This window comes from Nitrosopumilus ureiphilus, assembly GCF_013407185.1.
GTDB lineage: Archaea > Thermoproteota > Nitrososphaeria > Nitrososphaerales > Nitrosopumilaceae > Nitrosopumilus > Nitrosopumilus ureiphilus.
The window spans coordinates 459,646-484,244 of record NZ_CP026995.1; the positions used below are offsets into that span (position 1 = coordinate 459,646).

28 protein-coding genes are annotated in these 24,599 nt (G+C 35.1%); 17 read left to right on the top strand and 11 right to left on the bottom strand.

Going from position 1 to position 24,599, the window contains the following annotated elements:
• The first annotated feature begins 16 nt into the window (after positions 1 to 16).
• Complete coding sequence (locus C5F50_RS02520) at positions 17 to 721, top strand: YkgJ family cysteine cluster protein (RefSeq protein ID WP_179372134.1); 705 nt, start codon at positions 17 to 19, stop codon at positions 719 to 721.
• Here C5F50_RS02520 and C5F50_RS02525 read toward each other — a convergent pair.
• On the bottom strand, positions 718 to 1,731 hold the full coding sequence (locus C5F50_RS02525; protein WP_179372135.1) for an NAD(P)/FAD-dependent oxidoreductase: 1,014 nt from the start codon (positions 1,729 to 1,731) through the stop codon (positions 718 to 720). The genes C5F50_RS02520 and C5F50_RS02525 overlap by 4 nt on opposite strands.
• A gap of 301 nt (positions 1,732 to 2,032) precedes the next feature.
• Between C5F50_RS02525 and C5F50_RS02530 the strand changes: the two genes are divergently transcribed.
• The 5 genes from C5F50_RS02530 (at position 2,033) to C5F50_RS13175 (ending at position 4,705) form a co-directional block, all read left to right on the top strand.
• Positions 2,033 to 2,632, top strand: a complete 600-nt coding sequence (locus C5F50_RS02530) for a nitroreductase family protein (protein WP_179372136.1) — start codon at positions 2,033 to 2,035, stop codon at positions 2,630 to 2,632.
• Positions 2,633 to 3,016: 384 nt separating this feature from the next.
• Complete coding sequence (locus C5F50_RS02535; protein ID WP_179370587.1) at positions 3,017 to 3,187, top strand: hypothetical protein; 171 nt, start codon at positions 3,017 to 3,019, stop codon at positions 3,185 to 3,187.
• Positions 3,188 to 3,266: 79 nt separating this feature from the next.
• On the top strand, positions 3,267 to 3,473 hold the full coding sequence (locus C5F50_RS02540; protein ID WP_179372137.1) for a hypothetical protein: 207 nt from the start codon (positions 3,267 to 3,269) through the stop codon (positions 3,471 to 3,473).
• A gap of 46 nt (positions 3,474 to 3,519) precedes the next feature.
• Positions 3,520 to 4,542: an LEA type 2 family protein gene (locus C5F50_RS02545; RefSeq protein ID WP_179372138.1), complete on the top strand. Its 1,023-nt coding sequence runs from the start codon at positions 3,520 to 3,522 to the stop codon at positions 4,540 to 4,542.
• A 34-nt stretch (positions 4,543 to 4,576) separates the two neighbouring features.
• The gene (locus C5F50_RS13175; RefSeq protein ID WP_280924467.1) at positions 4,577 to 4,705 is read left to right on the top strand and encodes a hypothetical protein; all 129 of its coding nucleotides are present in this window, start codon (positions 4,577 to 4,579) and stop codon (positions 4,703 to 4,705) included.
• A gap of 26 nt (positions 4,706 to 4,731) precedes the next feature.
• Here the strand turns inward: C5F50_RS13175 and C5F50_RS02550 are convergent, their stop codons facing one another.
• On the bottom strand, positions 4,732 to 5,052 hold the full coding sequence (locus C5F50_RS02550) for a hypothetical protein (protein WP_246282114.1): 321 nt from the start codon (positions 5,050 to 5,052) through the stop codon (positions 4,732 to 4,734).
• A 157-nt stretch (positions 5,053 to 5,209) separates the two neighbouring features.
• Between C5F50_RS02550 and C5F50_RS02555 the strand changes: the two genes are divergently transcribed.
• Complete coding sequence (locus C5F50_RS02555; protein ID WP_179372139.1) at positions 5,210 to 5,386, top strand: hypothetical protein; 177 nt, start codon at positions 5,210 to 5,212, stop codon at positions 5,384 to 5,386.
• A 3-nt stretch (positions 5,387 to 5,389) separates the two neighbouring features.
• Here the strand turns inward: C5F50_RS02555 and leuS are convergent, their stop codons facing one another.
• The 3 genes from leuS to C5F50_RS02570 form a co-directional block, all read right to left on the bottom strand.
• Positions 5,390 to 8,269: a leucine--tRNA ligase gene (leuS, locus tag C5F50_RS02560; protein ID WP_179372140.1), complete on the bottom strand. Its 2,880-nt coding sequence runs from the start codon at positions 8,267 to 8,269 to the stop codon at positions 5,390 to 5,392.
• A gap of 6 nt (positions 8,270 to 8,275) precedes the next feature.
• Entirely contained in the window at positions 8,276 to 10,945 is a 2,670-nt protein-coding gene (alaS, locus tag C5F50_RS02565) for an alanine--tRNA ligase (RefSeq protein ID WP_179372880.1), read from the bottom strand.
• Between the two features lie 97 nt (positions 10,946 to 11,042).
• Entirely contained in the window at positions 11,043 to 11,903 is an 861-nt protein-coding gene (locus tag C5F50_RS02570; protein ID WP_179372141.1) for a DUF6973 domain-containing protein, read from the bottom strand.
• Positions 11,904 to 12,147: 244 nt separating this feature from the next.
• On the opposite strand from C5F50_RS02570, the gene C5F50_RS02575 reads away from it, so the two are divergent.
• Positions 12,148 to 13,041, top strand: a complete 894-nt coding sequence (locus tag C5F50_RS02575; RefSeq protein WP_179372142.1) for an IPT/TIG domain-containing protein — start codon at positions 12,148 to 12,150, stop codon at positions 13,039 to 13,041.
• A gap of 96 nt (positions 13,042 to 13,137) precedes the next feature.
• Positions 13,138 to 13,359 (top strand): hypothetical protein, encoded by a 222-nt coding sequence (locus C5F50_RS02580; protein ID WP_179372143.1) that lies wholly within the window; start codon positions 13,138 to 13,140, stop codon positions 13,357 to 13,359.
• 571 nt (positions 13,360 to 13,930) lie between these two features.
• Here the strand turns inward: C5F50_RS02580 and C5F50_RS02585 are convergent.
• From C5F50_RS02585 to C5F50_RS02595, 3 genes are all read right to left on the bottom strand, one after another.
• The gene (locus C5F50_RS02585) at positions 13,931 to 14,119 is read right to left on the bottom strand and encodes a hypothetical protein (RefSeq protein WP_179372144.1); all 189 of its coding nucleotides are present in this window, start codon (positions 14,117 to 14,119) and stop codon (positions 13,931 to 13,933) included.
• A 330-nt stretch (positions 14,120 to 14,449) separates the two neighbouring features.
• Positions 14,450 to 14,977: a hypothetical protein gene (locus C5F50_RS02590; RefSeq protein WP_179372145.1), complete on the bottom strand. Its 528-nt coding sequence runs from the start codon at positions 14,975 to 14,977 to the stop codon at positions 14,450 to 14,452.
• A gap of 111 nt (positions 14,978 to 15,088) precedes the next feature.
• Positions 15,089 to 16,900, bottom strand: coding sequence for a WD40 repeat domain-containing protein (locus C5F50_RS02595; protein WP_179372146.1), 1,812 nt, complete (start codon positions 16,898 to 16,900; stop codon positions 15,089 to 15,091).
• A 335-nt stretch (positions 16,901 to 17,235) separates the two neighbouring features.
• Here C5F50_RS02595 and C5F50_RS02600 point away from each other — a divergent pair, with 335 nt between their 5' ends.
• A complete protein-coding gene (locus C5F50_RS02600; protein WP_179372147.1) occupies positions 17,236 to 18,387 on the top strand; it encodes a hypothetical protein in 1,152 nt (383 codons plus the stop codon).
• Positions 18,388 to 18,432: 45 nt separating this feature from the next.
• Here the strand turns inward: C5F50_RS02600 and C5F50_RS02605 are convergent, their stop codons facing one another.
• Both C5F50_RS02605 and C5F50_RS02610 read right to left on the bottom strand, forming a co-directional pair.
• Positions 18,433 to 19,158, bottom strand: a complete 726-nt coding sequence (locus C5F50_RS02605) for a hypothetical protein (protein WP_179372148.1) — start codon at positions 19,156 to 19,158, stop codon at positions 18,433 to 18,435.
• A 331-nt stretch (positions 19,159 to 19,489) separates the two neighbouring features.
• Positions 19,490 to 20,365: a Fic family protein gene (locus C5F50_RS02610; RefSeq protein ID WP_179372149.1), complete on the bottom strand. Its 876-nt coding sequence runs from the start codon at positions 20,363 to 20,365 to the stop codon at positions 19,490 to 19,492.
• 577 nt (positions 20,366 to 20,942) lie between these two features.
• Between C5F50_RS02610 and C5F50_RS02615 the strand changes: the two genes are divergently transcribed.
• The 5 genes from C5F50_RS02615 to C5F50_RS02635 all read left to right on the top strand — a co-directional run bounded on the left by C5F50_RS02615 (position 20,943) and on the right by C5F50_RS02635 (position 23,445).
• The gene (locus tag C5F50_RS02615; RefSeq protein WP_179372150.1) at positions 20,943 to 21,200 is read left to right on the top strand and encodes a CFI-box-CTERM domain-containing protein; all 258 of its coding nucleotides are present in this window, start codon (positions 20,943 to 20,945) and stop codon (positions 21,198 to 21,200) included.
• Positions 21,201 to 21,426: 226 nt separating this feature from the next.
• A complete protein-coding gene (locus tag C5F50_RS02620) occupies positions 21,427 to 21,936 on the top strand; it encodes a hypothetical protein (RefSeq protein ID WP_179372151.1) in 510 nt (169 codons plus the stop codon).
• A 206-nt stretch (positions 21,937 to 22,142) separates the two neighbouring features.
• The gene (locus C5F50_RS02625) at positions 22,143 to 22,319 is read left to right on the top strand and encodes a DUF1059 domain-containing protein (protein WP_179372152.1); all 177 of its coding nucleotides are present in this window, start codon (positions 22,143 to 22,145) and stop codon (positions 22,317 to 22,319) included.
• Between the two features lie 101 nt (positions 22,320 to 22,420).
• On the top strand, positions 22,421 to 22,717 hold the full coding sequence (gene rpl12p / locus C5F50_RS02630) for a 50S ribosomal protein P1 (RefSeq protein WP_109876401.1): 297 nt from the start codon (positions 22,421 to 22,423) through the stop codon (positions 22,715 to 22,717).
• Between the two features lie 95 nt (positions 22,718 to 22,812).
• The gene (locus C5F50_RS02635; protein WP_179372153.1) at positions 22,813 to 23,445 is read left to right on the top strand and encodes a trimeric intracellular cation channel family protein; all 633 of its coding nucleotides are present in this window, start codon (positions 22,813 to 22,815) and stop codon (positions 23,443 to 23,445) included.
• 138 nt (positions 23,446 to 23,583) lie between these two features.
• On the opposite strand, the gene C5F50_RS02640 is transcribed toward C5F50_RS02635, so the two are convergent.
• On the bottom strand, positions 23,584 to 23,832 hold the full coding sequence (locus C5F50_RS02640) for a hypothetical protein (protein ID WP_179372154.1): 249 nt from the start codon (positions 23,830 to 23,832) through the stop codon (positions 23,584 to 23,586).
• A gap of 86 nt (positions 23,833 to 23,918) precedes the next feature.
• Here C5F50_RS02640 and C5F50_RS02645 point away from each other — a divergent pair, with 86 nt between their 5' ends.
• Both C5F50_RS02645 and C5F50_RS02650 read left to right on the top strand, forming a co-directional pair.
• Positions 23,919 to 24,206, top strand: coding sequence for a hypothetical protein (locus C5F50_RS02645; protein WP_179372155.1), 288 nt, complete (start codon positions 23,919 to 23,921; stop codon positions 24,204 to 24,206).
• Positions 24,207 to 24,264: 58 nt separating this feature from the next.
• Positions 24,265 to 24,573: a hypothetical protein gene (locus C5F50_RS02650; RefSeq protein WP_179372156.1), complete on the top strand. Its 309-nt coding sequence runs from the start codon at positions 24,265 to 24,267 to the stop codon at positions 24,571 to 24,573.
• Positions 24,574 to 24,599 lie beyond the last annotated feature (26 nt).

A 24,599-nucleotide genomic window follows, 5' to 3' on the forward strand; every position in this document is an offset into this window, starting at 1 on the left:
TGTTATATCTTAATAGTTGTCTCAAAACGAAATTGAAGAATCATTAAACTTGTTAGAAAAAGATTGGGATGTTGACCCGATTTTACGCAAATTCATGCTAGGCAAAATTACTGATGTCTCTGACTATCCACTCAAAGTCCGAGATGTAGTCTTTCATGTGCCGTATCTTAATTCTGAGAAAAAATTCATTTTGTGGAAATGCTTTTGGCCTGACTGTCACAACTGCTGTGACAGACAAGGAAGACTGCCATTAACATCTGATGACTTGATAATAATCGGAAAGGGTCTGAAATATCAAAAACCTTCTGATTTTATAAAAAATGAAACACTCACTGTAACGTATCAGGAGCCAGGACCGTCAGGACAACTAACTACAATGACTACCATTAATCTGAAAAGAAAAAAAGATGAGACAGAAGTTGATGATGGAACCCACATCTCTTGTAGATTCCTAGATGAAAAGGGTGGGTGCAGTATGCATCCAGACCGACCTGGGGTGTGCTATCTTTATCCATTTTCTAGCTGGCTTGAAAACGAAAAAGGCACTGCACGTGTTCATGCCACCTATCAGTTTACGGGTGATTGTCCTGGCTTTTACTTGGCAGATACTCTGGATCCAATGAAGGATGAATTCAAGGATTATTCCAAAACAATTTACGATTACAACATGGCATCAAATAGAACCAATAGAGAAGGGTTTGGCTCTGTTAGTTTTAGTTAAGCCTTAGCTACTTTCATCAAGTCTGCAATTTTGATGTTCATTCCAAACCTATCTTCGTTCTTTTTCATGTAACGAAATATTGCAATAAAGTCTGGTAGTGCTTTAAAGAAATTAAAGTCCTTGTGAATTTTTGCTCTAACGAAATTAAACACCTTGGCGTACACTTTGTAGTGTTCTTCTACTGCTTTCTCATATGCTTTGAAATCATTCATGTTTTCCAAGAATATTTCAACGCATTGCATTGATGGAATAATTCCTTCGCCCAAAAGTGCATACACTGTTCCAATTGATTCGCCAACTCCAACTACTTTTCCTGAATAGTATGGCTTGCATCTGTCTGGCGTTGCAAGTCTGATTGGTCTGCCCTTTGTTGCAATTACTTTGCCTCCGTGTTTTTGCAAAAATTCATCAGTTGCCTTTATGTGATTTTTATTGTAATCTCCTGCTCCAATGTGTGCCCATTTTTCCCCTAGTGGAAAATACCAAAAGTATCCGGACATTCCTGGAAATGGCTCTATGTAAAAGTCATCATATGGAACACCGTTTTCATATTCTACCTTGTACTCGTATGTTGGCAGGAAAAAATCCTCCTTTAGCTTTGGCAGATAAACTCTGTTAAAGCCAGTACAGTCAACTATCATGTCGTATTCTTTTTCTAACTCTTCAATCTTTGGAGCTTCTCCGTAAATTACCTTGGAATCTTTGATGAAATCTTTGATTAATCCTAATTTGTTATATGTGCACAATCCTTTCAATCCGATATCAAACTTTACGTCATTGTTCATTTTGACATGCATGTTTTTGCCGTCATGAATTAGAAAGTCATTAAAATCTCTGCCAGTCTTTTTGCAAAAATCTGCCAGTACTGGTTTTATTGTTCCCCATGCACAAATCGAGTCGTGTTTCTCTTCAGTATTTCTTTCATAACCGACAACTTCATGCTCTGAATCCTTTAGTCTGGCCATTAGATAAGATCCTGCAACACCCATTCCCATTACTGCAATCTTCAAGACATCTTGCGATTTCCTTTTGCCTAATAAATACACTATCTGGAAATTTACCTAGTGTTAACTTGATTGTCACTAGTATGAAAAAGTAGTACTGGTTAAATATGAACATTCCATATTGATTTTGAAAGGTAAGTCTTTCGTCTGATCACAATAGTTTCAGGTCTAAAGACAATCGCTGTCATCAGGTAACAGGTGTTTCTGATCTTAAGCGACGAGCTGTCATCAACATCCTTTCGGGAGTTGATCTTAAGTTCATTTACCTTTTCATAAAGTTAAATTTGGTATTCTGAGCTGTGTTACCATGGATATCTTTGATGCAATAAAGTCTCGTCGTTCAATTAAGAGTTTTAAAAATTACGAAATTACTAAAGATGAAATCAATCAGATTCTTGAAGCAGCAATTTTATCGCCAACTTCATACAACATTCAAAACTGGAGATTCGTAATTGTTACAGAGCAGAAACTCAAAGATCATATATGTCAATTATCCTATGGACAAAGACAAGTTGCTGAAGCTTCTCTAGTTATTGTACTCTGTGCAGACTTGAAGGCCTGGGAGAAAAATCCCGAGCGCTACTGGAAAAATGTTCCTGAAGAATCTCGAAATTATCTAGTTAATGGAATCAGACAGGCATATTCAGGGAATCCTGAACTTGAAAAAGACCAGGCAATTCGCTCTTGCGGAATTGCATCTCAGACCATAATGCTTGCAGCAAAATCTATGGGATATGACAGTTGTCCTATGGAAGGATTTGATTATGGAAAGGTTGGAAAATTGATCAATCTGCCTGATGATCATATAGTTACAATGATGGTAGTGATTGGCAAGTCTGCAAAAGAACCTGCACCGCGTGGTGGACAATTACCATTATCTGATGTGGTCTTTGAGAATAGTTTTTAATTTTTAAAAATTAATTTTTCACGAGACTCTCAAGGGATAATCCATATGATATATAGCCCGTAAGTTTTTCGATCAATTCTTTTTTTTAATTTGTATGTCTCTTTTTGCGTTTTCATGCTTGTATGTATAATTTGCATTCTGATAATGCTGACTTTGCAATTTCTATACTCAATAGCTAATGGTATGTCTTTGTTTTTTTGTTATTGCTCTAACCTGCCCTTTTAGGCTCTTTCTTTCTAGATACTCTCTCATGATTTGTAACATGTTGGGGTGTGACACATGCATACGCCCAAGTAATGTTTTACCATTTTGAAGAGGGGAGTAGAAAACCATGCTGCAAATCATGAGGTTTTGTATTATTCATGCTAAACTGATTTCACGAGATTGCAGTATAATCCGGATCCAAGTTATGAATTGGAAAAAATAAATCTTGATGTAAGACCCGGACTATCTGGATTTTCTAGCATCTGCATTGAAGAGGAGTTGCCAGTTGAGGAAAACTCAAGAATATCATTAGATATCATCTCATCACATACAGAAATAGAGCAAAGATGAGAAATCAGAAACTATGTAACTGATTTTTAAAATTTGGGGAAACCGACAATATTTTCTACAAGATATATGTGTACTTAGTGTGCATTGTAATAATGTCTGCAAACAATATGTTGCAAAGAGCAACACCCTAGAAGGCGGCAGATACGAGCAAGGTCAAAAGCGATGCCCTGAATGTGAAGTCTTCATTTCATGGGAAGGCCTGTGGTGTCCTTGCTGTGGGAGATTACTGCGAACAAAACCCCGTGCCAGAAAACTCAAAAACAGATTGTCTCTGAGTCGCAGATGATTAATTCTATCAACATACTTAATTTCATAATTATTCCAGAAAACAAATGGGCAAACTAGTTGCAATAGGAATTATAATTCTTGCAATCTTTCTAATTATACTTGGATTATTTGCATACTCTTACACCCAACTTTCAGTTAATCTGCATGATGTGAGACTTCACAGCATTGACTGGGCTCCTTTGTCTTGGGATAAACTGTTAAACCTTGGACTCTCAACTCTTACTGGGGAGTGGTTTGGTACAGCATTTATGCTAATTGAGGGTGTGAATTTGAATTTATTATTTGGAATTTCAAATAATGGCGTTCTTCCAGTGTATATTCCTGATTTGTCCTATGACATTTTGATTAACGGCATCTTGATAGGACAAGGTTTCAGTGATGTGGATCTTGCAATAAACCCGGGCCAAACCAAAGTAATCACATCATTTCAAAACGTAAACAAAGACAGCATGACCCCAGCTGTATTTTCCATAATAGAATCCCAGGGAGTAATGGAGATAAAGGTAAAGGGAATTGCATATTTCCAATTCTTTGGTATTGGCATTCCTGTCCCCTTTGAGTCAACAAGAAATATTTCAATCTATGATGAGGTTAGAGAGCGAATCAATGAGGAAATACAGAAAAACAAACTGCAAAACTCTGTGATGTATTCAGTTGGAAAATCAATAGAGAGTGTATTGGGTAGTATTGTAAATGATTTGTTTGGAGGAGATGAGTTGGAGATATCTTTGTCTGGCCAGAAATTTGTAGACTCTATCTACCAGGTTAGTCCTGGGACATACGCCCACATTGCATTTTCTCTGCTATGTGAATCGCAAGTCGAGGGGGGATTTATTGCAAATGATATCCTTGGAGATGACATTATTGTACTGGTCTTAGATGATATGAATTTTGAAAAATTTGAAAATGATCAATACTTTACTTCGTTTTATGACAGCGGTAAGGTAAAGTCCGGAGCATTTGACTTGACTTTAGAATCTGGAGATTATTCCATTGTAATGTCAAACCAATATTCTATGATATCTACAAAAACTGTTCAGTTTCAGGCCGTATCTCTTTGTGTATAGATAATTCTATATGCCAAATTCACATATGTTATTCATGGTAGCTGACAAACAACGTGAGCTGCAACAAGAACGCAGATTGGCAAAACTCGAAAAGCGTGCAGATGCTGATGACAAACGAGTTGCAAAACTGGCAAAAAGAATCACTGCTTTGGAAAACAAGTAGCTAGTTTGAAAAAGAAAATCTAATTTCTAAATTCCAAGAATTAAGAGAATCTTTTGAACTATGGTATTGTGATCTGATGAATTTTCTGTTGATAAAAGTATGAGATCTTTGCCATGATACACTGTAATCCACTTTACGTTGTCTCTGGATTCTACAGACCAGTTTGTTTTGCCTAGTTTTCCATCAAACACTCTATTCATTTTTGCCTTGAGTAGTGCTTCACGATGTACCAGCTTTGTCTCAGGCACTGTTAGCTGTGGGGTTATTCCCTTTTTTCTGTCATATGCCTTGAGTCTGCCACATTTGCATAATATCCCCACAAATCGAATTGTTTTGCTTATGCCCAAAATTTCACTGCAAAGGTGATTTTCTGGTCTTAGTACTTGCACTGTTTTGATTTGTTTTAAAAAATTAGAGGATATAAAAACAATTTTCTTGACTAAATGGTGTTATTCATTTCTGTTAGTTTGGGGTTTTTATGAGAAAGATGGTATCTAATACAGTATGGTACTTGTCTGGATTGGAATTGCAATTGGAATTTTGCTTGTTGTAATTTTGATTGTAAAAGCTACTAAAACCAATCCTCGCGAGATTGCTGGAATGACTATGCGTTGCAAAAAGTGTGGAACTGAGACTGGCGGAATGGCCTGTCCTAAATGTAATAAAACATTTGGAGTTTAGAAATTATTCAATCAAAATTGCAGGTTTGAACGGCCTTGCATGCCTTGCTTTTCCTTTAGGATCATAGATTCCGTCATCTGATTCAGAAAAGACATCAATCTCCACGCCAAATTCTTTCTTTCCTAAACTTGGTAATTCATTTGCCAAGAATTCTTTTTCATCAAATTCTTTTGACTGCAGTTTTGTTTCTCTAATTCCTGTTGGTTCAGAGAGAATATCTTTGATTGTCTTTTGAACAAAGTCTGGAATCTTTTTGACATCAGCAGTTTCAGGATTTGCAATCAATTCTTTCATTACAATTCCCATGTTAGTTTGTCCTGCCATCACTTTTTCTAAAATAGAATGATAAATTTTGGATTTGAATGAATCAGCTGTGTATATCGTAATTTTCTGTGGTGTGATTTTTGTAACTTTGAGAATGTTTGCAACATCATCAATAGTTGATTTTAACAATTCTTCAGATTGAATTGCGTTCGCATCAAGACTCTCAGTTGAGAACTCTGGCCATGCTGATGTTGATACCATCTCTGAATGTCCCAATTTTTCCCACATCTCTTCAGCTATGTGTGGTGCAAATGGAGATAACATTGCAACCCGTATGGAATTTATCTGGTGCAATATTCCTGAAATGTTTTGACGATTTTTGGCCTTGACTCTCTTGTTGTACCAACTCAAATCCGACTCAAATGCAAACAAAATATCATGTAGAGCCTCGCGTAATCTCATCTTTTCAATTGCTGCTGTAACTTCAGATACCATGCTCTGAGATTTTGATAAAATCCACCTATCTTCAGCCTCTAGATTCTCAATTTTCTCAGGTTTCAGCCTCGAGCATTCATGGAATAATGATTCTAGCTTGTTTTGAATTCCTGAAACTGACTCCATGTTAAAATCCGCATCCTGAAGTAATTCAGCTGAAATTATTATTGCAAGTCTAATTGGATCTGCACCATAATCCTGAATTGCCTTTCGTAATGGAATGATGTTTCCCATACTCTTTGACATTTTAGAACCATTCATCAATACAGAGCCATTAACTACAATTTCTTTAGGCCAATTACTCTCAGGAAATATTGCAACATGATTTAGTACAAAAAATGTCAAGTGGTTTGGAACCAAGTCACGTCCTGAATGTCTTGAATCAACTGGATAGAAATATTGGAACTCTTTCTTAATTTCATTGATTATATCTGCCGACATTTTTGTGATCTCTGAAACTTTGTTCACATCACCCTTATCTAAAAATACATAATCAAAGAATTCTTTTGATAGGTTATCTGCAGCTATAGTGCCATTGTTTACAAATTTTGAAATGGTATAGTATGCCATGTATATTACAGAATCTGATAAACTCTCTACAATCCAGTCTTTATCCCATGGAAGTTTAGTTCCCAATCCGTGCTGTCTTGCACATGCTCTTTCATGCAACCACCCTATGACATATTGGAATTCTGATCTTATCTCCTGTGGTAAAATGTTCATTTGATCAAAACATTTCGTAGCTAATTCCTTCCATTCTTTGTCACCATAGTTTAGGAACCATTGATTGTTTAGTACTTTGACTACACACTCTGCTCCACATCTGCACTTTATTGATGCATTAGTTAGTTCTAGTAGAATGTCTGCATGTTTGTTTTCAATTAGCCATTCCTTTATGGTGTCTTTAGCATATGCAACTTTGATTCCAGAGAATTGTTCTGTGTTTGATTTGAGTTTCCCACCATAGAACTCTTTTCCATAAACTTCTTTTGTTGCCTCTTCAAGTTTTGGGTCATTTTGGGATGTGACACTGAATTTCTCTACTGCCTCTTTTGCTGGATTCTCACCATACCCTTCAGTTTCTATAATGGATATGGGAGTGATTTTGTTTACTTTTGAGGCCAAATCTGCCTCTAGATTGGTCTTTTTGATGTCCTCTAATGCCTGATAGTCAAATGGTGCATGAGCCGGTACTGACATTACCATTCCAGTACCTGTTTTACTTTCAACAAAACTTGCAGGAAGCATTACAATTGATTCTTCTCTGTGGGGAACAGTTACTGTTTCTCCAACTAATTCTGAACCATTTATCTCACCATCATATGTTATTTTTTTATCCAAAAATTCTATCTTGTATGCACACTCTGCACTTACAATCCATTTCTCATTGTCCACTGTAATCTTTTTGTAAACTATTTCAGGATTAACCCACAAATTTACAACACCAAAAATTGTTTCAGGTCGTAGTGTTGCAGTTGGAATGATGTAATCACCATACTTGAATTTAATTAAAATATATTCAGTGAAATCAGGTTCTACATCTCCTTGTGTGTCATGTTGTGACACTGGATTCTGGTCTTTAGGGCACCACCCAACTGGATGGTTCCCCTGAACGATTAAATTTTTCTCACGTAGTGTGTTGATTTGCCATTCAATGAATTTAGAATACACTGGATCAATTGTTGTAAACTCTCGTCTCCAATCAATGGAATAGCCCATCTCAATCATTCCAGTTTTAATCTCTTCATGGAAATAATCTGCAATCTTTACTGGTTCAACAAATGTCTTTATCGACTCTTCAGGAACTGAATACAGATTTTTTAAATTCTCAATTAGTTCAGCATCTCCAGCTTCAACTCTTTTTGCCATGCCAAGAATCGGTGTTCCAGTATAATGAAACGCCATGGGAAACAAAACATTGAACCCTTTCATTCGATAAAATCTAGCATGAACATCAGCTAGTGTGTATGTTCTTCCGTGTCCTATGTGTTGAGGTGAGTTGGGATACGGATATGCCACTGTAATGAATTTTTTTTGTTTCTCATTTGGATTTGTCTCAAAGTCTTTGTTTGCAATCCATTTACTTCTCCACTTGTTCTCAATTTCTGTCCAATTAATCTCCAAATTTCATCATCCTAAAATCATTGATTTTGCTTTGGCTATTGCCTGCTCTATTTTAGATGTGTCTTTTCCCCCGCCTTGGGCAAATTTTGCATCCCCCCCGCCAGAACCTCCTAAAATTGAGGCTATTTCCTTGGCTATTACGCCTGCATTAATTCCTGATTGCTCTCCAGCATACACCAAAATCCTAACAGTTGAACCTGATTCGAAAATCCCGCAAAATGCACTAGTATTATCTTTAGCTACTAGCTTTTTGCCAAAGTTGAGATGAAAATATTCATCATAGTTTTCACTTGCAGTAAAGCACAACTTGTTTTTGATGGAAATGCCATCTATGTCTCCTGATTCTCCATCTAGAATCTTTTCAAGTAAAATTGGAATCTGCACTCTTGCTTTTTGTTTATTTTCTTCTCTTCTCTTCTCTAGTTCTTCTTTTTCTGCTATTTCTTGCTCTTTTTGTTTTGAAATTATTTCTTGTTGTTTGACATACTCAAATGCATTGGGACCTGAGACAAACTCTAGACGAACTACGCCATCTTGAATCCTTTTTGTCTTTGTAATTTTGATCAACTCTATATCTCCTGTCTTTTTGACATGTGTTCCACCACAAGCTTCGATATCCTTGTCCTCAATTGATACAATTCTTACTGATTTTACTGGAACTACACCGCCTTGATAAATTCTAAATCCGTACTTTTGCTCTGCAGTTCCTCTATCAAAATATTCGATGGACACAGGATAGTTTTCTTTTACTATCTTGTTTGCAGCATCTTCAATTTGCTGTACTTGCTGGTCAGTTAGTGAAGAGTGATGAGTGATGTCTAATCTTGCATGATCATCATCTTTGAATGCAGAGTGCTGCCAAATCCATGATCCTAATACTTCTCTAGATGATGCATTAATTATGTGGGTACTGGTATGATTCTTTGTAATGTTTGCACGTCTTGTTGCATCAACTACACACTTTACTGTCTCTCCTTCTTTTGGAGTGCCACCTTCTAGCTGGTGAACAATAATGTGTGCATGTTTGTCTACGTTAATCACTCTGAATCCTGCAATGGTTCCGTGGTCTGGTTCTTGTCCTCCGCCTCTTGCATAAAATGAAGTTCTATCTAGTACAACTTGATTATCAAATATCTTGATTACTTTGGCATCAAACTTCATTGGATCGTCTTTGTAAAACAAAGTATCCGTTTCGGGTAGTTCATCTAGTGGCAATTCCGTAATTGTCTTTTTCTTTTCAGACTGGTGCAAGTCTGATAATTTAGAGTAAAATGATGATGGAATCTCTGAAATTGCATTGACTTCTTTGAGATATTCAGGCGTAATTCCATCTGATTCGTACAGTGTGATGAGTTCATCCACAGATGGAACGCCTTTTTCTCTAATCTTTTCTGCCTTTTTCTTCATGTGAATTTTGGATTCTTCATATCTTCTGGATTCAATTTCTAAAATCTTCTTGACGTCTTCTCTTTTCTCGTCTAATTCTGGATACGTATCTTTGAGATAATCAATATGGGTATCAATTAAATCATCAATGTCTAATTTCAGATTTAGCTTGCTAATTGTTGCATTAATTCTTCGCAACATCATTCTTAGATTGTATCCGCCGCCAACATTGCTTGGAAGTGCACCATCAGTAATTGCAAAAATCAAAGTTCTAAGATGGTCTGCAATTAGATACACTCCTTCAAGCGGTGTTATCATTTTGTTTAGTTGGTCATCAGTTAGTCCTGCCTTCTTTATCGCATGGCGTCTAACGTCATTGAGATCCTCATAGTCCTCTAGTACCTTTGCAATTTCTGTAAAGTATCTTCTTAGAATTTCTGAATCTGGATCAATTCCAATCTTTTCAAATAATTTCTGATTAATTGGACCAAAGCAGCAATCATAAGCAGTCGGTGTTCCCATAGTGATCCATGCAAATCGTTCAAGGCCTGCACCCATGTCAATTACTCGCTGGTCAAGAGTTGTGTGCTGTCCTAACTCTCCTTGAAATTCAGTAAAGACTGCATTTCCTAGTTCCAAACCCCTGACAAAGTATTCTAGTGACGGACCAAAGGAACCTCCACCTGCCCAAACATCTTCAACAAACACGACTTCTTCTTTTTTAATTCCAAACTGATCAGTTAGTAGTCTATAATCCAAATCAACACATTCATCTTTCCAGTATCCTTTTCCTTCTGGAATACTGTGCTGTCCAATCATACAGAAACTCGAAAAGTGTCTACCTGTTACTCCGACATTTTCTAAATCCTTGAATCTCAAACAAGTCTGTGGAACTACCAATGGATTTGCAGGAAACTCAAATACTACCTTTGAACCCATCACTCTTTGAAAATCTACGACTGATGCAATTGTGAAATACAAATCATCACGCCATCTACAAACTACTGGATATCTGCTCACTGAGGTGTGATTATTTTTTACAAAAAACTCTTCGACTTGTTTCCATGCTTGGGTGTAATCAAATCGCTTAGTCGTTGGTGGCTCTCCGATGAACGAGTATGTGTCATCAGCATCATCTGGGCACAAATCTCGTCCTGAATCCAGAGTCCAAAAGAATCTGCCACATTTTGTACATGATTTTCTGACAAATCCCTGTTCTTGGAACAATTTGACATTGTAATATCTATCAGGATCCGATGAAAATTCTTTTAGAATCTCTTTTTTATCCAACGATGAAGGCTGTCCTATTCCGATATTAAGAATTACCGCTGACAAACTGGTCGAGAAATTTATCTTATTTCCTAATGATTATCAATACAACTTAGATTTACCGTGGAGATGTTTGTAATTTTCCTTCATTCAATGCTTTTTCAACAAGTTCACTGCATTCTTTATCTTGCCAGCGTTCTCCTGCAGGTGGAGGACCTAAAACACTTTCAGGATCAGTAGCCAAGTCTCTTCCTTTCTTATTGTTATGTAAGTCCATTTCTTTTTCATTTTCTGGATTTCCGTCATAATTTTCGTGAGCATCGCCAAACTTTTTTGCTTCAGATGCTCCAATCTGTCTTGCCATAAGGCAGTTCCATAAAGCATGTCTATATGCATCAGCATCATCATTGTGACCTCCACTAGGAAATTTTTCCTGTGTTTTTTTCAATGCTTGATTTGCTTTGGTATTAGCTATGTATGCATCATAAGGATTCCAAAAAGACGTCCACCATTCGTCTGCATTTGGTCCGCCTCCATAATATCCTCCATAATATTTACTGTAATACGAAGATACAATTGTTGATGTGTGCTCATTAGATATGGGAATAGAATCTTGAAGAAAATTATTGATAAAAGATAAGGTTGGTAATGGGCCTATATTTACAGCATGTCTTTCCTTTAGATTGATGCTCAAAGATTCTAATAATTCTATTTTTTCTTTCATTAGTTTTCGTTTTTCTTCCTTTGAAGCACAGGATTCAATTTCTTCATCAAGTTGGACAATAAGTTCTTCTTTTGTTCTGATGGTGGTCTTGTTAACTTGTATCCACTCCCCCAAAGCCCATATTCTGTTTTGAATAAATCCTGATGATTCCCATTTTTTGTCTGCAATTATCTCCGGAGGGGCTCTCTGAGGTTGACCTGACAATTCATTGAATTCTTTTGAGAAATCATCATTAGAAAATATTTTATTATTCATTTATGATGTTATTGGAAATTAACTATTTAAAATAATCCCTAAATCCTTTTATGAATAACAGCCATTTCAAAAAATACCCAAAATCCTGTTTTATTGTGAAAATCAAGAACAACTTTATCTATCCTACTCATAATACTTTATGATATTGAGAAATCTAAATAAACAATTCAGCATTTTTTTAGTTTTAACATTTTCTCTTTTGGTTCTATTCCCTTCAAATTCCATTTATGCACAAGAAGACAATTTGCTGAAATCCAATACAGATATTGCCTCAACTGACCGTATTGTTATTGCATTTGTAATTTCATTTTTAGTGGTTGTTTTGATAGTTTTTGTTGCAAGGGCTGTACTAAAACGTGGTGACAAAAAGGCAAGCTTCTTAGATATTCTACGTGATAGGGATTGGTACCCTAGTTTAGCAATATTGCAATTTTTTGCATGGACTATGGTGATCATCTTTGCATTTTTTGGCGTATATTTGATACGGGTTTTTCATGGTATTTCTGAACCACCAACAGAAATTCCTCTATCATTACTTGCATTAATGGGAATAAGCGTTGCAGTTCCTGTTGTGAGTGGTGGAGTTTCCTCTATCAAATACAAAACAACTGACTCCAAGAAAGTAAAAGAAACAGGAAAGGGTGCAAGATTTTCATCAATGTTGCAAGAAAAGGGCAAACCAACACTTACTAGATTTCAAATGTTTGGTTGGACATGGATTGGAATTGTAATCTATCTTATCATATTGTTTTCTAATGTATCTGATACTGCAAATAACGGCAACTTTGAGGAGTTAATTCTTCCTGATATTGATCCTACACTTGTTGTTTTAATGGGAATGAGTCAAGGTGCATATTTGGGAGGTAAAATAGTTACCAAGCAAGAAATAGAAATCACTGGCATTTTTCCTTCAAACCAGAAAGCAAATGCAAGCATTGTGATTACTGGATCTAACTTTGGAAATACGCAGGGATTTGTAAGATTTGGAGATAATGTAATTTCTGCCGGTAAAATTAATTCTTGGGATAACAGTAAGATTGAGGTCACTATACCCGTAGGAACCCCATCTGGAAAACATCAAGTCCAAGTGGGAGTAGAAGGAACGCTTACAGATGAAAAGGAATATGAAACAACATGACGACAAACAAGAAACCAAAACAACATACACGAAAGACGCTGTTGGATTATTCCAAACTTATCAAAATCACAATTGAAAGTAATGTTTGATTTGCTAGTGAAATACATTGCTGATGAAGATGACGTACCGATGAAAACTCTCATTGATAAAGTCCGTAAAGACGCAGGCAGAGATCCTGCAAGAGAACCTACTCAACCACTTTCAAAATATTGGATAATTACTCCTCCTGGCAGTGTGGTGGACTCGACAGGAAACACAAGCAAAATCCGTCATGTTCAAGAAGGTAGCCTAAACAAATCCCAAATCAGAATTATCTAAAAGTATTTTATGTGATTTATCATCATAGGTTGTTCTAATCTTTGAGACTATTCTTCATCAAGTATTGTCCAAGACAATCCCAATAATTGTTCCCAAGATTCAGATGTGTTATCCTTTGACATAGTATGTATTTACAAAATTTACATAAAACCATAATGAATAAATCGTCCATACAAATCATCAGCATTCCCTAAATACCAGATTGTCATAGCAGGATTAATTGGAACTTTCACCAAGTACCTGATTCGGTTTTGGTCTTAAGATCCAATGTAGTAAGTTTAATCTATTTTTGGAATCCAGACTGATTATCCTTAAATGGAATAAAGTGTCTTGGTCAGGAATAATCAATGTCTAATGATGATATTGCGTGATACAGCTTCCAAAAGTATTATGTTCATAATATTTAATAAAATTTTTCTCTATTGAACAGAAAAACATCAAATCTCTCAAAGCGTGGAGTCGTAAAGGATACGATAGTCTTTGAGAGTTTATTGATGCTAACAATACTAGAGTGAATTACTTTATTGATTGCTGTATGTGTAAAAAATCCAATCAATTTTTGATTTTAGAATTATTCTTGACTAAGAGATGAAACATGACTCTTGGAATTCTCAAATGCTTTTTGCAGTCTGTATTCTAATTCTGCTTTTTTCTGGACATCTACAATCCATTGCTCCAGTTGTGCCTTGATAATCTCTTCATGCCATGTTAGTTCATCATCTCTTAATTTCCTTGAATTTTTATCATTTTTCGTAACCATATTACCTACCTAGTATGTATTGTACACACCATTAGTTATATTCTTTTTGCATACTTTTGCATACCGTTGAAGAAAGAAAAGATCAGCGTGTCTATTGATGCAGAACTTATGGAATGGATGGATGATCAAATTACAAAAAGGAGATTCTCTAGTCGTTCTCACTGTATCTTGTATTGTATGGATTATGTTAAAAATCAAGAAAAATAAGTCTGAAATCCCCCCCGATATTGTGAATTTATTTTTAAAAAATAGAATCCTGAGCAAACCTCAACAGACTCGAACTATGTTTGGTGGATCGTGAAGGATTTGAACTCATAATCTTGTATCGGATTATGAATCATTCCTATATGCCAATACAAAACCCATGCCACCACACATCACTCCTAATGCTAAAAGTGCAATAAACCCACCAATTGGCTCTATGAATGAATCCATGATGGCAGGATATTTTGGTCCAAGTTTTCCTTCAGTGAAAATGGTAAGCAATCCAGTACCTGCCAGCCCCGCATAAGTCATGATCATCATGGAACCTGCACCACCAATATTCATTCCAATCAAGTGGATTGCAGCTAACACATTTGATTTTCTTGAGAATTTTTTCTTTAATGTGATTTCAAGATGGCTATAAAACAATGCAGTTACTGCTATAGCAATTATTATAATGAGATGAAATATTATTCCCAAAAAGAACCATTTTGCAGTACCTTCAAAAGATAATGACAGATATTGTATAATGTTAATATCGCTATTTGTTACTTGGATTGCTACGATGACGATAGCCATAACTGTAATCATTGCACCCTGAATTATAGCTGCAATTATGAATCGATCAACCCATCTAAGTTCAGAAATTTTCATTTGTCTGTTTCAATATGTGATTTGGAGGTATTGATGGTTTTAGTTGAATTTGTTTGATTATTTTCGTAATATCAAAATCAAGTCAGTTATGAATTCTCAGAAATTTTTGGATTAGTGTGAATGTCTGTGAAAGATAGAATAGAGCCCAACTATAACAGATATGCCCATTGTAGCAAATGAAATAATTATCTCAAAAGCAATGCTTGGAACAGATGTTAGATTATTATATGAAATTTTTTCACTTTCGTGAAACTTTTTCAATATGTTGTTAAATGAATTACTTGATATTTCATTATTCATCCATTTTGAAGTAGAGTGTAATACTTGCTCGGAAATGGTAATTTCTGTGTATATCGTAGGTAATGCTTCTACAATGTATGGTCCATTCCAAGGGCAGCCATCAATCAAACATTGAGGGTTAACATTATTTGCACAAATGTTGATGGGCGATATCGTGGTTCCAAAATCATTAATGATCTTGAGGCATAAAATTTGATCTAGTTTTATGTTATTAATGCATCCATCATAAAATGCAGTAATGAAACCAGTCTTGGCCAATGAAAGAGAACTAGACGTATCTAACGATGAAATTTTTTGCACCCCATCACAGAAATTTAACTCTTTTTTATAGTCGAATACATATACTGCTCCTTCAGGATGACTTCCACCTCCTGATAGCGGTGCACCGACAATTATCTTTCCGTCATTTGAAGAAGATACGGATTGACCAAAATAAACACGCAGAAAAGGGGTCTCCTTGAACGATAAGGTATGTTGAAGGTGACCTGTGCTATTGTAAACATGAACAAACCCCATATTCATTGCATCGGGATCGATATTTGTTGGATCACCGACAACTATGTTGCCATCCAATGTAGTTGCAACTGATTGACCGAATAAGTCATTAAAATTTCGTAATGGTTGTCGTAAATATTGTATACTGCGAATATCCTCATCAAAAATAATAACTCTATCTAACTCGTCATTGGTCATGTAGGGATTTCCAAAAACTATCTTCCCATCCGTGGTAGATGCAACTGATTGACCAAACCTATTAGAATAATCAATCACAGGTGGAAATAAAACAGTGTTATCAAATATTTCATGGATCAATACGCCAGTAGTGCCATTAAAGAGATAGACAGCACCACCATAGATATTTACCGCAGGATAATGTGTGTTTGGAGCACCTACGATGATATTTCCATCAGGAGTAGATGCTACAGAGTATCCAAAAAGAGATGATGGTAAACCGGAATTATTTGGGTTAAGGTTTGGGATTTCCAAGATCATATTTCCATTAATGTCAAATACATAAACTGCACCTGCAAAAGAATCATCATAATCAGCACTGGGAGATCCCACAATGATATTTCCATCAGGAGTAGATGCTACAGAGTATCCAAAATTTGTTTGAGACAACGGGTGTTCAATTGGATTGGGACTGATGATTTCGATAACCATACCTCGTGCAAAATCAAATACATAAACTGCACCTGCAAGGTTATGAATAGAAACTTTACCTGGATCACCAACAATGATATTTCCATCAGGAGTAGATGCTACAGAGTATCCAAATTGATCGGGCATATTTGTTGGAGGTGCTGGGTTAGGTATTGCAGAAACAAGATCACCATTAATACCATCAAATACAAAGACGTGATTTGTATAATCTGGAATAACTGTTGACATATAGCCTCCAACTATTATCTTGCCGTCATTTGAAGAAGCTACGGATTGACCAAAATGACTATAGTCGGCAATATTTTGATTTGTGATGGGATTTGATATTTTAAATAAGAAATCACCTTGATCTGCAAAGGAACTTGATAATCCAAATAATGATGAAAATAGAAGTAAAACCATAAAAGTAAAAATTCTTGTACACTGCTTTGATGCAAACTCATAAGAACTCAATTTCATACATCATCAATAATAATATAAGATAAAAATTTTCATGTGTAAAAAATTTTCATGTAAAACAGATTTTGTTTTCAAAAAAGATCCTAAATCAATTAAAGATGTGCTTTATGTATTAGATACAAATCTCAACAGGTCCGCAAACCCAAACTTTATAGTAATTTTTGTAATAAATGGAAACGAATATCCTGTCTCATCAAATTCCGCCAAGATGAAATTAATCATTTCCTTTTTTTATACCGTCTGTGTTTTATCAAAAATGATTCCAGTTCATAATATGTAGTTAGATTGTAAAAATTCTCAAATTTTATCTAACATGAAAACCATGTACTACTAGTATGAAAATATTTGTTCTGTCTGTTGTTATCTTACTTGCTTTTGAAGTAATTATAGAAGCTGAAGCATATGGAAATTATCGATCACAATCAGAATACGAATATTTGCTTGTTGAATCCGACAAAGAATCTTACATGATTGGTGATGTGATAAACATTACAGGTACAGTAGAGAAATATCATGAAAACGAATCCATCCAAATAATTCTTTACTCTCCTACTGGAAGAATAGCGTCACTACTAAAAACGGATGTTAGTCCAGAGAAAAATTTTTCTATATTTATTGATACTGTTAATTTCGAAAAAATTGGTGTATATAATGTTAAATCTAATTTTGGACGATATTCAGAAGTCACAGAAATTAGCTTTACAATTAATCCATATGAGAAATCTAATCCTAATCAAAATATTGGTGATGATACTAACGCTTTTACAACAAGATCTGAATCCCAAGAACTTATTCCTCAATGGTTCCATAATATCTCAAAATGGTGGTCATTGAGTCAAATATCTAATTCTGATTTTGTTGAAGGAATAAAATATCTTATAAAACACGAAATAATTAATTTTCCAAAAGACGTATCCTTAGAAAGTAAAGAATCTCCAAGAGACCTAGCAGAGATTAGAAAAAATGTCAGATGGTGGAGTCAAGGGATTTTATCTGATACTGAATTCTTAAAGTCCATTCAATATTTACTCCATGTGGAAGCACCAGAAGATCCTGCCACGCTTTTTCTAACTCCTAAAAGTTATCGTTTTGGTCAACCTGTTACAGTTACCCTTGTTGATCCTGATTTGAATTTAAATAGTGACTTGATAGACATTTACCGAGTAGTTGATGATCCCAATTCTCCATTTGTGGATACTGTTGGATCTAGCAGTGGTGGCATCTTGTTAGAAATTAGAATCAAAGATATCCGATATCAAAGATGTACCATTAATGATGTGGAGCATGGTGGATTAGCATCTACTGGATTTGTATTGATTGAGACGGGTACAAGTACTGGAATATTTGAGGGAATTTTCAAGGTACCGACTAAAATTTGTAACAAATTAGGTAATGAATTAATTTCTTCTGCAGGTGGAAGTATCAGTCTTCGCTATCATGATTTTAGAGATTCTTTTGGCCAACCAAACATTCAGCAAACACAATAATCTAGATTTCGTAATCTTACTATAGATTAAGTAATTTCTGCAAAGTTAATCTAGTTTAATTGCAATAGGAATATCTAACTCGAATTCATGAATTCCATCTGTTGCAAAAATATTATACATTTTGCCTCCGACTAAATCCGGAATCTGCCATAGTGTATTCAAATATCCCCTGTCTGTAGTTTTTGTTCTTATTGATTCTTCAAAATCTTGACTAGAAACTGTAATTTCTACATTGTGCAGTCTATGCCATCCAAATCCTTCTATTGCCAAGTATCTTTGATTTGATATTTCATCGGGTATGATATTTAATCCAACATCAAAGTCTGCAAGTATTTTTTCTGCTACCAACCCTTTTTTTCTGTCATCTGCACGTTTTTCAAAAATCTCTTGCTGTATTTGTTCTGACACTGCCCAATTTCTTTCTCTGAATTTCCCAATGTTTTCTACGTTGACACAAGCTGGTAACAGGTTTGTTGTTTTGATTATGATGGTTTGACCTTCTTTGCATTCAATTAGTTCAAGTGCAATTCCTAGTTTGTATTGTCCAAGTGGGCTTGATTTGTTGAAAGGAGTTATTTTTTTGCTTGTAATATCATGACATGGTCTGTCTCCACATATTTTGGTGTCTCTAGTTGAGAGGCCTTTTTGTGATCTTTGCTCGTCAATCTCAGAACATATCTTATCCCCGCAAACTTTGTGGGAATTGATTACCTTGTATTTTTTAAATTCAACTGATCCATCAGCTTGTGTTTCAGAAATTAGATATGACATACTAATTAATCCAATAGTTAGAAAAATTACTAAATACTTCCAGTTTATTTTGTGATCTTTGATCAATTCCTTCAAGTTTAATGGTCTTTAAATTAATTAAACTCTATTCCATTTCTTGGGTTTAAAATTTTTATTCCCTTATGATTCTATGGCTATTTGACCTTTTTTTCATAATCTTATACCAGATTATCAGGGACCATTTTACGCACAAAGAGGAGGGTTTCTTTTTTTACTGATTGCCGATATGCTCATTCACTCTCAATTTACCCACTGTACTTTCAAATTATTAATCTAAAATTATATTTTACAGTGGGTACTGTATTTTGACCAATTACAAATACTGCTTGTTTGCCTTGATATAATATTTCATAAACCATTTTAGAAAATGAATCTCATCATGATTCAACTGTGATTTCTCTAGTGATTTGAAATATGCACGTCGGTCATTATTTTTGATAAGCATTAGAGGACATCCATGTGAAAATAAAATATAATTCATAATCAGTCTTGATATCCTACCATTGCCATCACCAAACGGATGAATTGAGACAAACTTGTAATGTGCCAATGCTGCAAGTTCTACAAAGTTTTTTCCATCATACTTGTTTAGCCATGAAAAACACTCTTGCAGTCTCTTTGGAATCTTTGTAACTGTTGCAAATTCGATTTTACTGTTTGTGGTTACTCCTACTCTGTATGATCTAATGCCTCCTGCCTCACCAATTTTTGTCTGACCAAAGATTTCCTTGTGCCATTGTAGTATTGTTTTCTTTGTAATCTTTGTAACTTTGGATGTGACCAATCTCATAAACAAATCATAGTGTTTTGCAGTCTCAATGGAATCTATCTGTGATTTTCTTGCAGGAGTTACTCCGTATATCAACAAGTCTTTGGTGTCAGACTCTGTGAGACTAGAGCCTTCCATTCTTTGCGTGTTGTATGTAAATGATATCCCAAAGCTCTCAAAGTCTTTTTGTTTTATTGATGCTGGTTTTTTCCTTGTCTCTTTTTTATAGTTAACAGATATTGTATTTACTTGCTTGTCCCACTCTTCATCATAAAATTCCAACATGAATTCTTTTTTGATATTCTCAATATTCTGAGGGATTGACAATCCAAGATACTTTTCTTTTTGTCTGTTCCCTGTTGTGTGTTTAAGGTAAAGGTATTTTTTACCATTTTTCTCCCTGGTAATCACTGAGACCACGATTTTAGTACCCACTGCTTTTTAATAAATATTATTTATTATTTAATAAAACAGTGGGGAAATAGGCATAATTCTATCATTTTATCTCTTGACTGATTATATTAAACAATGCTTTCAGATATGTTCCTTAAAATCACCTAATATCAAAATCATGGATTCCTTTAGAAATAATCAGTCTGAAAATCTATTGTGAGACATTCCTATTTTATTTTTTGAAACTATAACAATTAACACCAACAAGGAACAATTTGCGGGAGGGGATACTATAGAAATTAATGGTAGTGCTGAAAATGGAAGTGTCGGTGACTGTTGCACTTGAAATTAAAATTCAGACGGAGAAACAATTCTGATTAGAACTGTTACTTTGGGAGATGCTGGTTCATTTTATCTTAAATTCAAAATTCCTGAATCTGGAAAGGCAGGAAGATATGATATTGTTGCAAATTCCAAATAAGGTGAGCAAACTATAACTGAAACTAAAACAATCACTCAAAGTAATTCGGCATCGGAATCTCCTGATGCGATTTCATCTAAAGGTAGAGGCTGTCTAATTGCTACTGCAACATATGGCTCAGAGATGGCATCTAAAGTCCAGCAACTCAGAGAAATCAGAGATCACAAACTACTGCAAACAGGATCTGGTACTTCCTTTATAAGTTCGTTTAATGATCTCTATTATTCATTCTCCACGATAATATCTGATTATGAAAGAGAAAATCCACTATTCAAAGAAGCAGTCAAACTTGTAATCACGCCTATGATAAGTTCGCTTTTTATATTGAACTATGTTGACATGGAATCTGATGAATCCGTATTGGGAATGGGTTTTCTTTGATTGTACTTAATGTGGGAATGTATTTTGCAGCACCTGCAATTATAATTTACAAAATCCAAAAGCGATTCTAAGATCTGAAAAATATGCTTCGAAATATTGTAGGGAAAAGGTCTTCAGGAAAAAATCTTTATGCTGCTTTGATTTTAGGTATTTTGAAATGAATATAATTCGTGAGAATTATGTCCTATTGAGCAGGAATAAATAGAATACATAACGCACTCTTTTCATGTTTGGCAAGAAACCTGTTCTAAAAGAAGGGGTTCAAGTTTTCTCCATCAAAAAGAATGGCGACTTCAACGACTTTATCTTCGGTGTAGTCACTGGAGTAGACGGACGTAAAGTAGGAATTAATGGCGTCATTGTAAATCCAATTGGTTTGAAAAACAAGATTGCCCAAGGAAAAACAGGAGAGCGCTCCCGAGAAATACTAGAGCATCCAACTCCGGACAATGTTGTATTGGCCCTTGTGTATAGAGTAGAGCATGAGAATTTTACTGGAATATTAGATCTTGATGTTGACAAATGTGATATCTTGCCACCAAAAATTTATGCAATGCTTGATGGATGGATTCGCGAATCTTTACCTGAATTTATCAACACAGTTCTGTCATTGCCACAGGGAACAGAACGAGATGAGGCAAAGCGAGTACTACGAAACAGAATGGATACTCTGATTGACAAAAATCTCAAACGAACACTATATGCTGTTTGCCGAAGTCTGAAAATTTTAAACTAGATTTATAAATTCTAGGCGTGAGTTCGGGTTCTGTTTCGTCATCGGTTGTTTTCTCCGTGTTACTTTTCAGTTGCTGATTTTTTAATGGATACCATCTAATTCCATCAGAAGCATGTGGAATTGAAGTCAAAGGAGATAACAAATGGAAAACCTTGATTCAAAACGCCTGTAGATAATCATAAAAATACCTAGTTACAACCCAAACCATGGCAAAAAAATTCGCTTGTGGGGATGTAGTTGATGGTTGTGCATGGTCAACTACTGCAAAAGATGAAAATGAATTGTTTGAACAAATATCAGAACATGCAAAAAATGTTCATAATATGACAGACATTCCAGACGAAGTTATTCAAAAGGTCAAATCTAAAATTCAAGAAGTGTGATTTCAGCAACCAAAAAGTAACAGAGATAAGAAAAACCTAAGAGGTAACAGAACCTGAGTTCGCCATAGTTTTATATTATGCCCTAAGGAAATCTCGATACAATGGAATATGTTTACGCTGCTTTACTTCTTCACAAACTGGACAAAGAAGTTAACGAAGCAAACCTCACATCAGTTGTTAAAGCATCTGGTGCCGAAGTTAATGATGCTCAAGTTAAAGCACTAGTGGCAGCCTTGGCCGATGTTAACATCGATGAGGCAGTCAAAGCCGCACCTGTAGCAGTTGCAGCAGCCGCCCCAGCAGAGGCAGCCGGTGAAGCAAAGAAAGAAGAAGCACCTAAAGACGAAGGTAAAACCGAAGAAGCAGCCATGGAAGGATTATCCTCACTATTTGGCTAAACAATACTTTTTTCAATTAAATTTTTAATCTTTATTCTTTCAAACTCGATCTTTTTCACTAATCTTAATTAGTAATATTTCTGCCATTCTATTGATTGGTGGATTTCTCTTTTCCAATAGATGGCTTTATCAGTATTTTAGATTACTTGGGGACAATTGCATTTGCAGTAACTGGAGCATCAAAAGCAATCTCTCACAAAGCTGATGTCTTTGGAATTATTGTTTTGGCTACCGTAGTTGGAGTCGGTGGTGGAGTTACACGTGATGTAATCTTTGGACGATTCCCAACAGCTTTCTCTGATCCAATCTATGTTACTCTAACTGTCATTACAGGAGTTGTGATGTTTTTTTTATTTACAAAAATGAAAAAGCAGATGAATGTCTGGTTAATTTTTGATGCAGTAGGCTTGGGTGTGTTTTCTATACTAGGTGCATCCATTGCATACCAAATAGTGGGTTTGAATTTTCTTCCAATGCTATTTGGTGGAATGATTACTGCAATTGGAGGTGGGATTCTCAGAGATGTCTTTGTTCGAGAAATTCCTATTGTCTTTGTAAAGGAAGTATATGCAATTGCATCAATTATTGGAATTGTAATTTTTTATGTTACTTTGTCATCTGGTGTAGAGATTCAGATTGCATCAATTATTGGAATTGTAGCTGCTACTGGAATTAGACTGCTTGCAATGAAGTTTAATTGGAATTTGCCCAAAGTACGAGAAGCATAAGTAAAATTTAGAGTGAATTTAATGCTCATCTGTTTGGACCCATCATAAAATCTGGAATTTAATAATGAATAGTTTTGTTTGGTCTTTGATGGAGTGATTTTTCTATAGTTCATAGGTCTTGATTTTGAATTTAATTGATCATGAATTTGGGATTAACACTAAAAAAATTTTTTCAAATTCAAACAATGAATGTTCTAAATTTTTGATATTGTGACATAAATTACCATCACAATTAATCTGAATATCTGTAGACTCTTGTTTTATCTTTGTAGGTCTAGGGATATTTGCTATCTTCATTGTGTGCGTTCCTACAACTGCAAGAGATACTGACATCAAAATTAGTGGCAATAAGACTAACAATGAAATTTCTCTAAACATTTTTTTCATATTGCCTGATATCTTTAGTGGATATTAAACATCAATTAACATAGTTAATCCATCTTTATATCATGTTTTTAGGATCTACAATCAATATGAAAAATCCGTTCAGTAAAAAAAATAATTGCACACAATGTGATGCAAAATTCTCAGACCATGGTGATTTGATAGTTCATGTAAGACACGAACATCATAAAACCATTCTAAAATGTCAGAAATGTGGTCAAGAATTCATTCATGAAAAAGATAGACTACATCATGCAAGAAAGGAACGCGAGGAGGAACTGCGAGAAAGATCTCATAGAGATTCATATCCAGAAGAATCCGGAACCACTCAAGACAGAGTGACTCGACACACTAGTCATTTTGATGATAAATTATAAGATAAATGAAAAGATAGTTCATTTGAGATAAAAGATGAATTATGTGGTGTGTAGTTAATTGAATCCTTTGTTTCAGCTTAGTACTAAAAGTTATGATAAAGAAATTCCAATAGTAACTCAAGCATTAACAGATCTGAAAAATGAATGTGCTGTGGAAAATGGATTTAAAATTGAAAAACCATTTGATAAATTTGGTTGGACATTTTTTAATATTCAAATCAGTGAAGAATTGGCAAACACCATTGAAAAATCTGGAATCATGGAAGGTGCATTAGGGTATACAATTGGAGAACAGATGACCAATTTTATTGGACATTATCTGGAAAGCAAAGGAAGTTCTGTTAGAATAAGACAGATTGATTACTAAGAATGATTAGAATTCAGACAACTCCT

Excerpts from the sequence above, each read along its gene's own strand:
- C5F50_RS02530 (WP_179372136.1), top strand. The coding sequence starts at position 2,033 with ATGGATATCTTTGATGCAATAAAGTCTCGTCGTTCAATTAAGAGTTTT.
- C5F50_RS02545 (WP_179372138.1), top strand. The coding sequence starts at position 3,520 with ATGGGCAAACTAGTTGCAATAGGAATTATAATTCTTGCAATCTTTCTA.
- C5F50_RS13175 (WP_280924467.1), top strand. The coding sequence starts at position 4,577 with ATGGTAGCTGACAAACAACGTGAGCTGCAACAAGAACGCAGATTGGCA.
- C5F50_RS02555 (WP_179372139.1), top strand. The coding sequence starts at position 5,210 with ATGGTACTTGTCTGGATTGGAATTGCAATTGGAATTTTGCTTGTTGTA.
- C5F50_RS02570 (WP_179372141.1), bottom strand. The coding sequence starts at position 11,903 with ATGAATAATAAAATATTTTCTAATGATGATTTCTCAAAAGAATTCAAT.
- C5F50_RS02585 (WP_179372144.1), bottom strand. The coding sequence starts at position 14,119 with ATGGTTACGAAAAATGATAAAAATTCAAGGAAATTAAGAGATGATGAA.
- C5F50_RS02590 (WP_179372145.1), bottom strand. The coding sequence starts at position 14,977 with ATGAAAATTTCTGAACTTAGATGGGTTGATCGATTCATAATTGCAGCT.
- C5F50_RS02595 (WP_179372146.1), bottom strand. The coding sequence starts at position 16,900 with ATGAAATTGAGTTCTTATGAGTTTGCATCAAAGCAGTGTACAAGAATT.
- C5F50_RS02600 (WP_179372147.1), top strand. The coding sequence starts at position 17,236 with ATGAAAATATTTGTTCTGTCTGTTGTTATCTTACTTGCTTTTGAAGTA.
- C5F50_RS02605 (WP_179372148.1), bottom strand. The coding sequence starts at position 19,158 with ATGTCATATCTAATTTCTGAAACACAAGCTGATGGATCAGTTGAATTT.
- C5F50_RS02615 (WP_179372150.1), top strand. The coding sequence starts at position 20,943 with ATGGCATCTAAAGTCCAGCAACTCAGAGAAATCAGAGATCACAAACTA.
- C5F50_RS02620 (WP_179372151.1), top strand. The coding sequence starts at position 21,427 with ATGTTTGGCAAGAAACCTGTTCTAAAAGAAGGGGTTCAAGTTTTCTCC.
- C5F50_RS02625 (WP_179372152.1), top strand. The coding sequence starts at position 22,143 with ATGGCAAAAAAATTCGCTTGTGGGGATGTAGTTGATGGTTGTGCATGG.
- rpl12p (WP_109876401.1), top strand. The coding sequence starts at position 22,421 with ATGGAATATGTTTACGCTGCTTTACTTCTTCACAAACTGGACAAAGAA.
- C5F50_RS02640 (WP_179372154.1), bottom strand. The coding sequence starts at position 23,832 with ATGAAAAAAATGTTTAGAGAAATTTCATTGTTAGTCTTATTGCCACTA.
- C5F50_RS02645 (WP_179372155.1), top strand. The coding sequence starts at position 23,919 with ATGAAAAATCCGTTCAGTAAAAAAAATAATTGCACACAATGTGATGCA.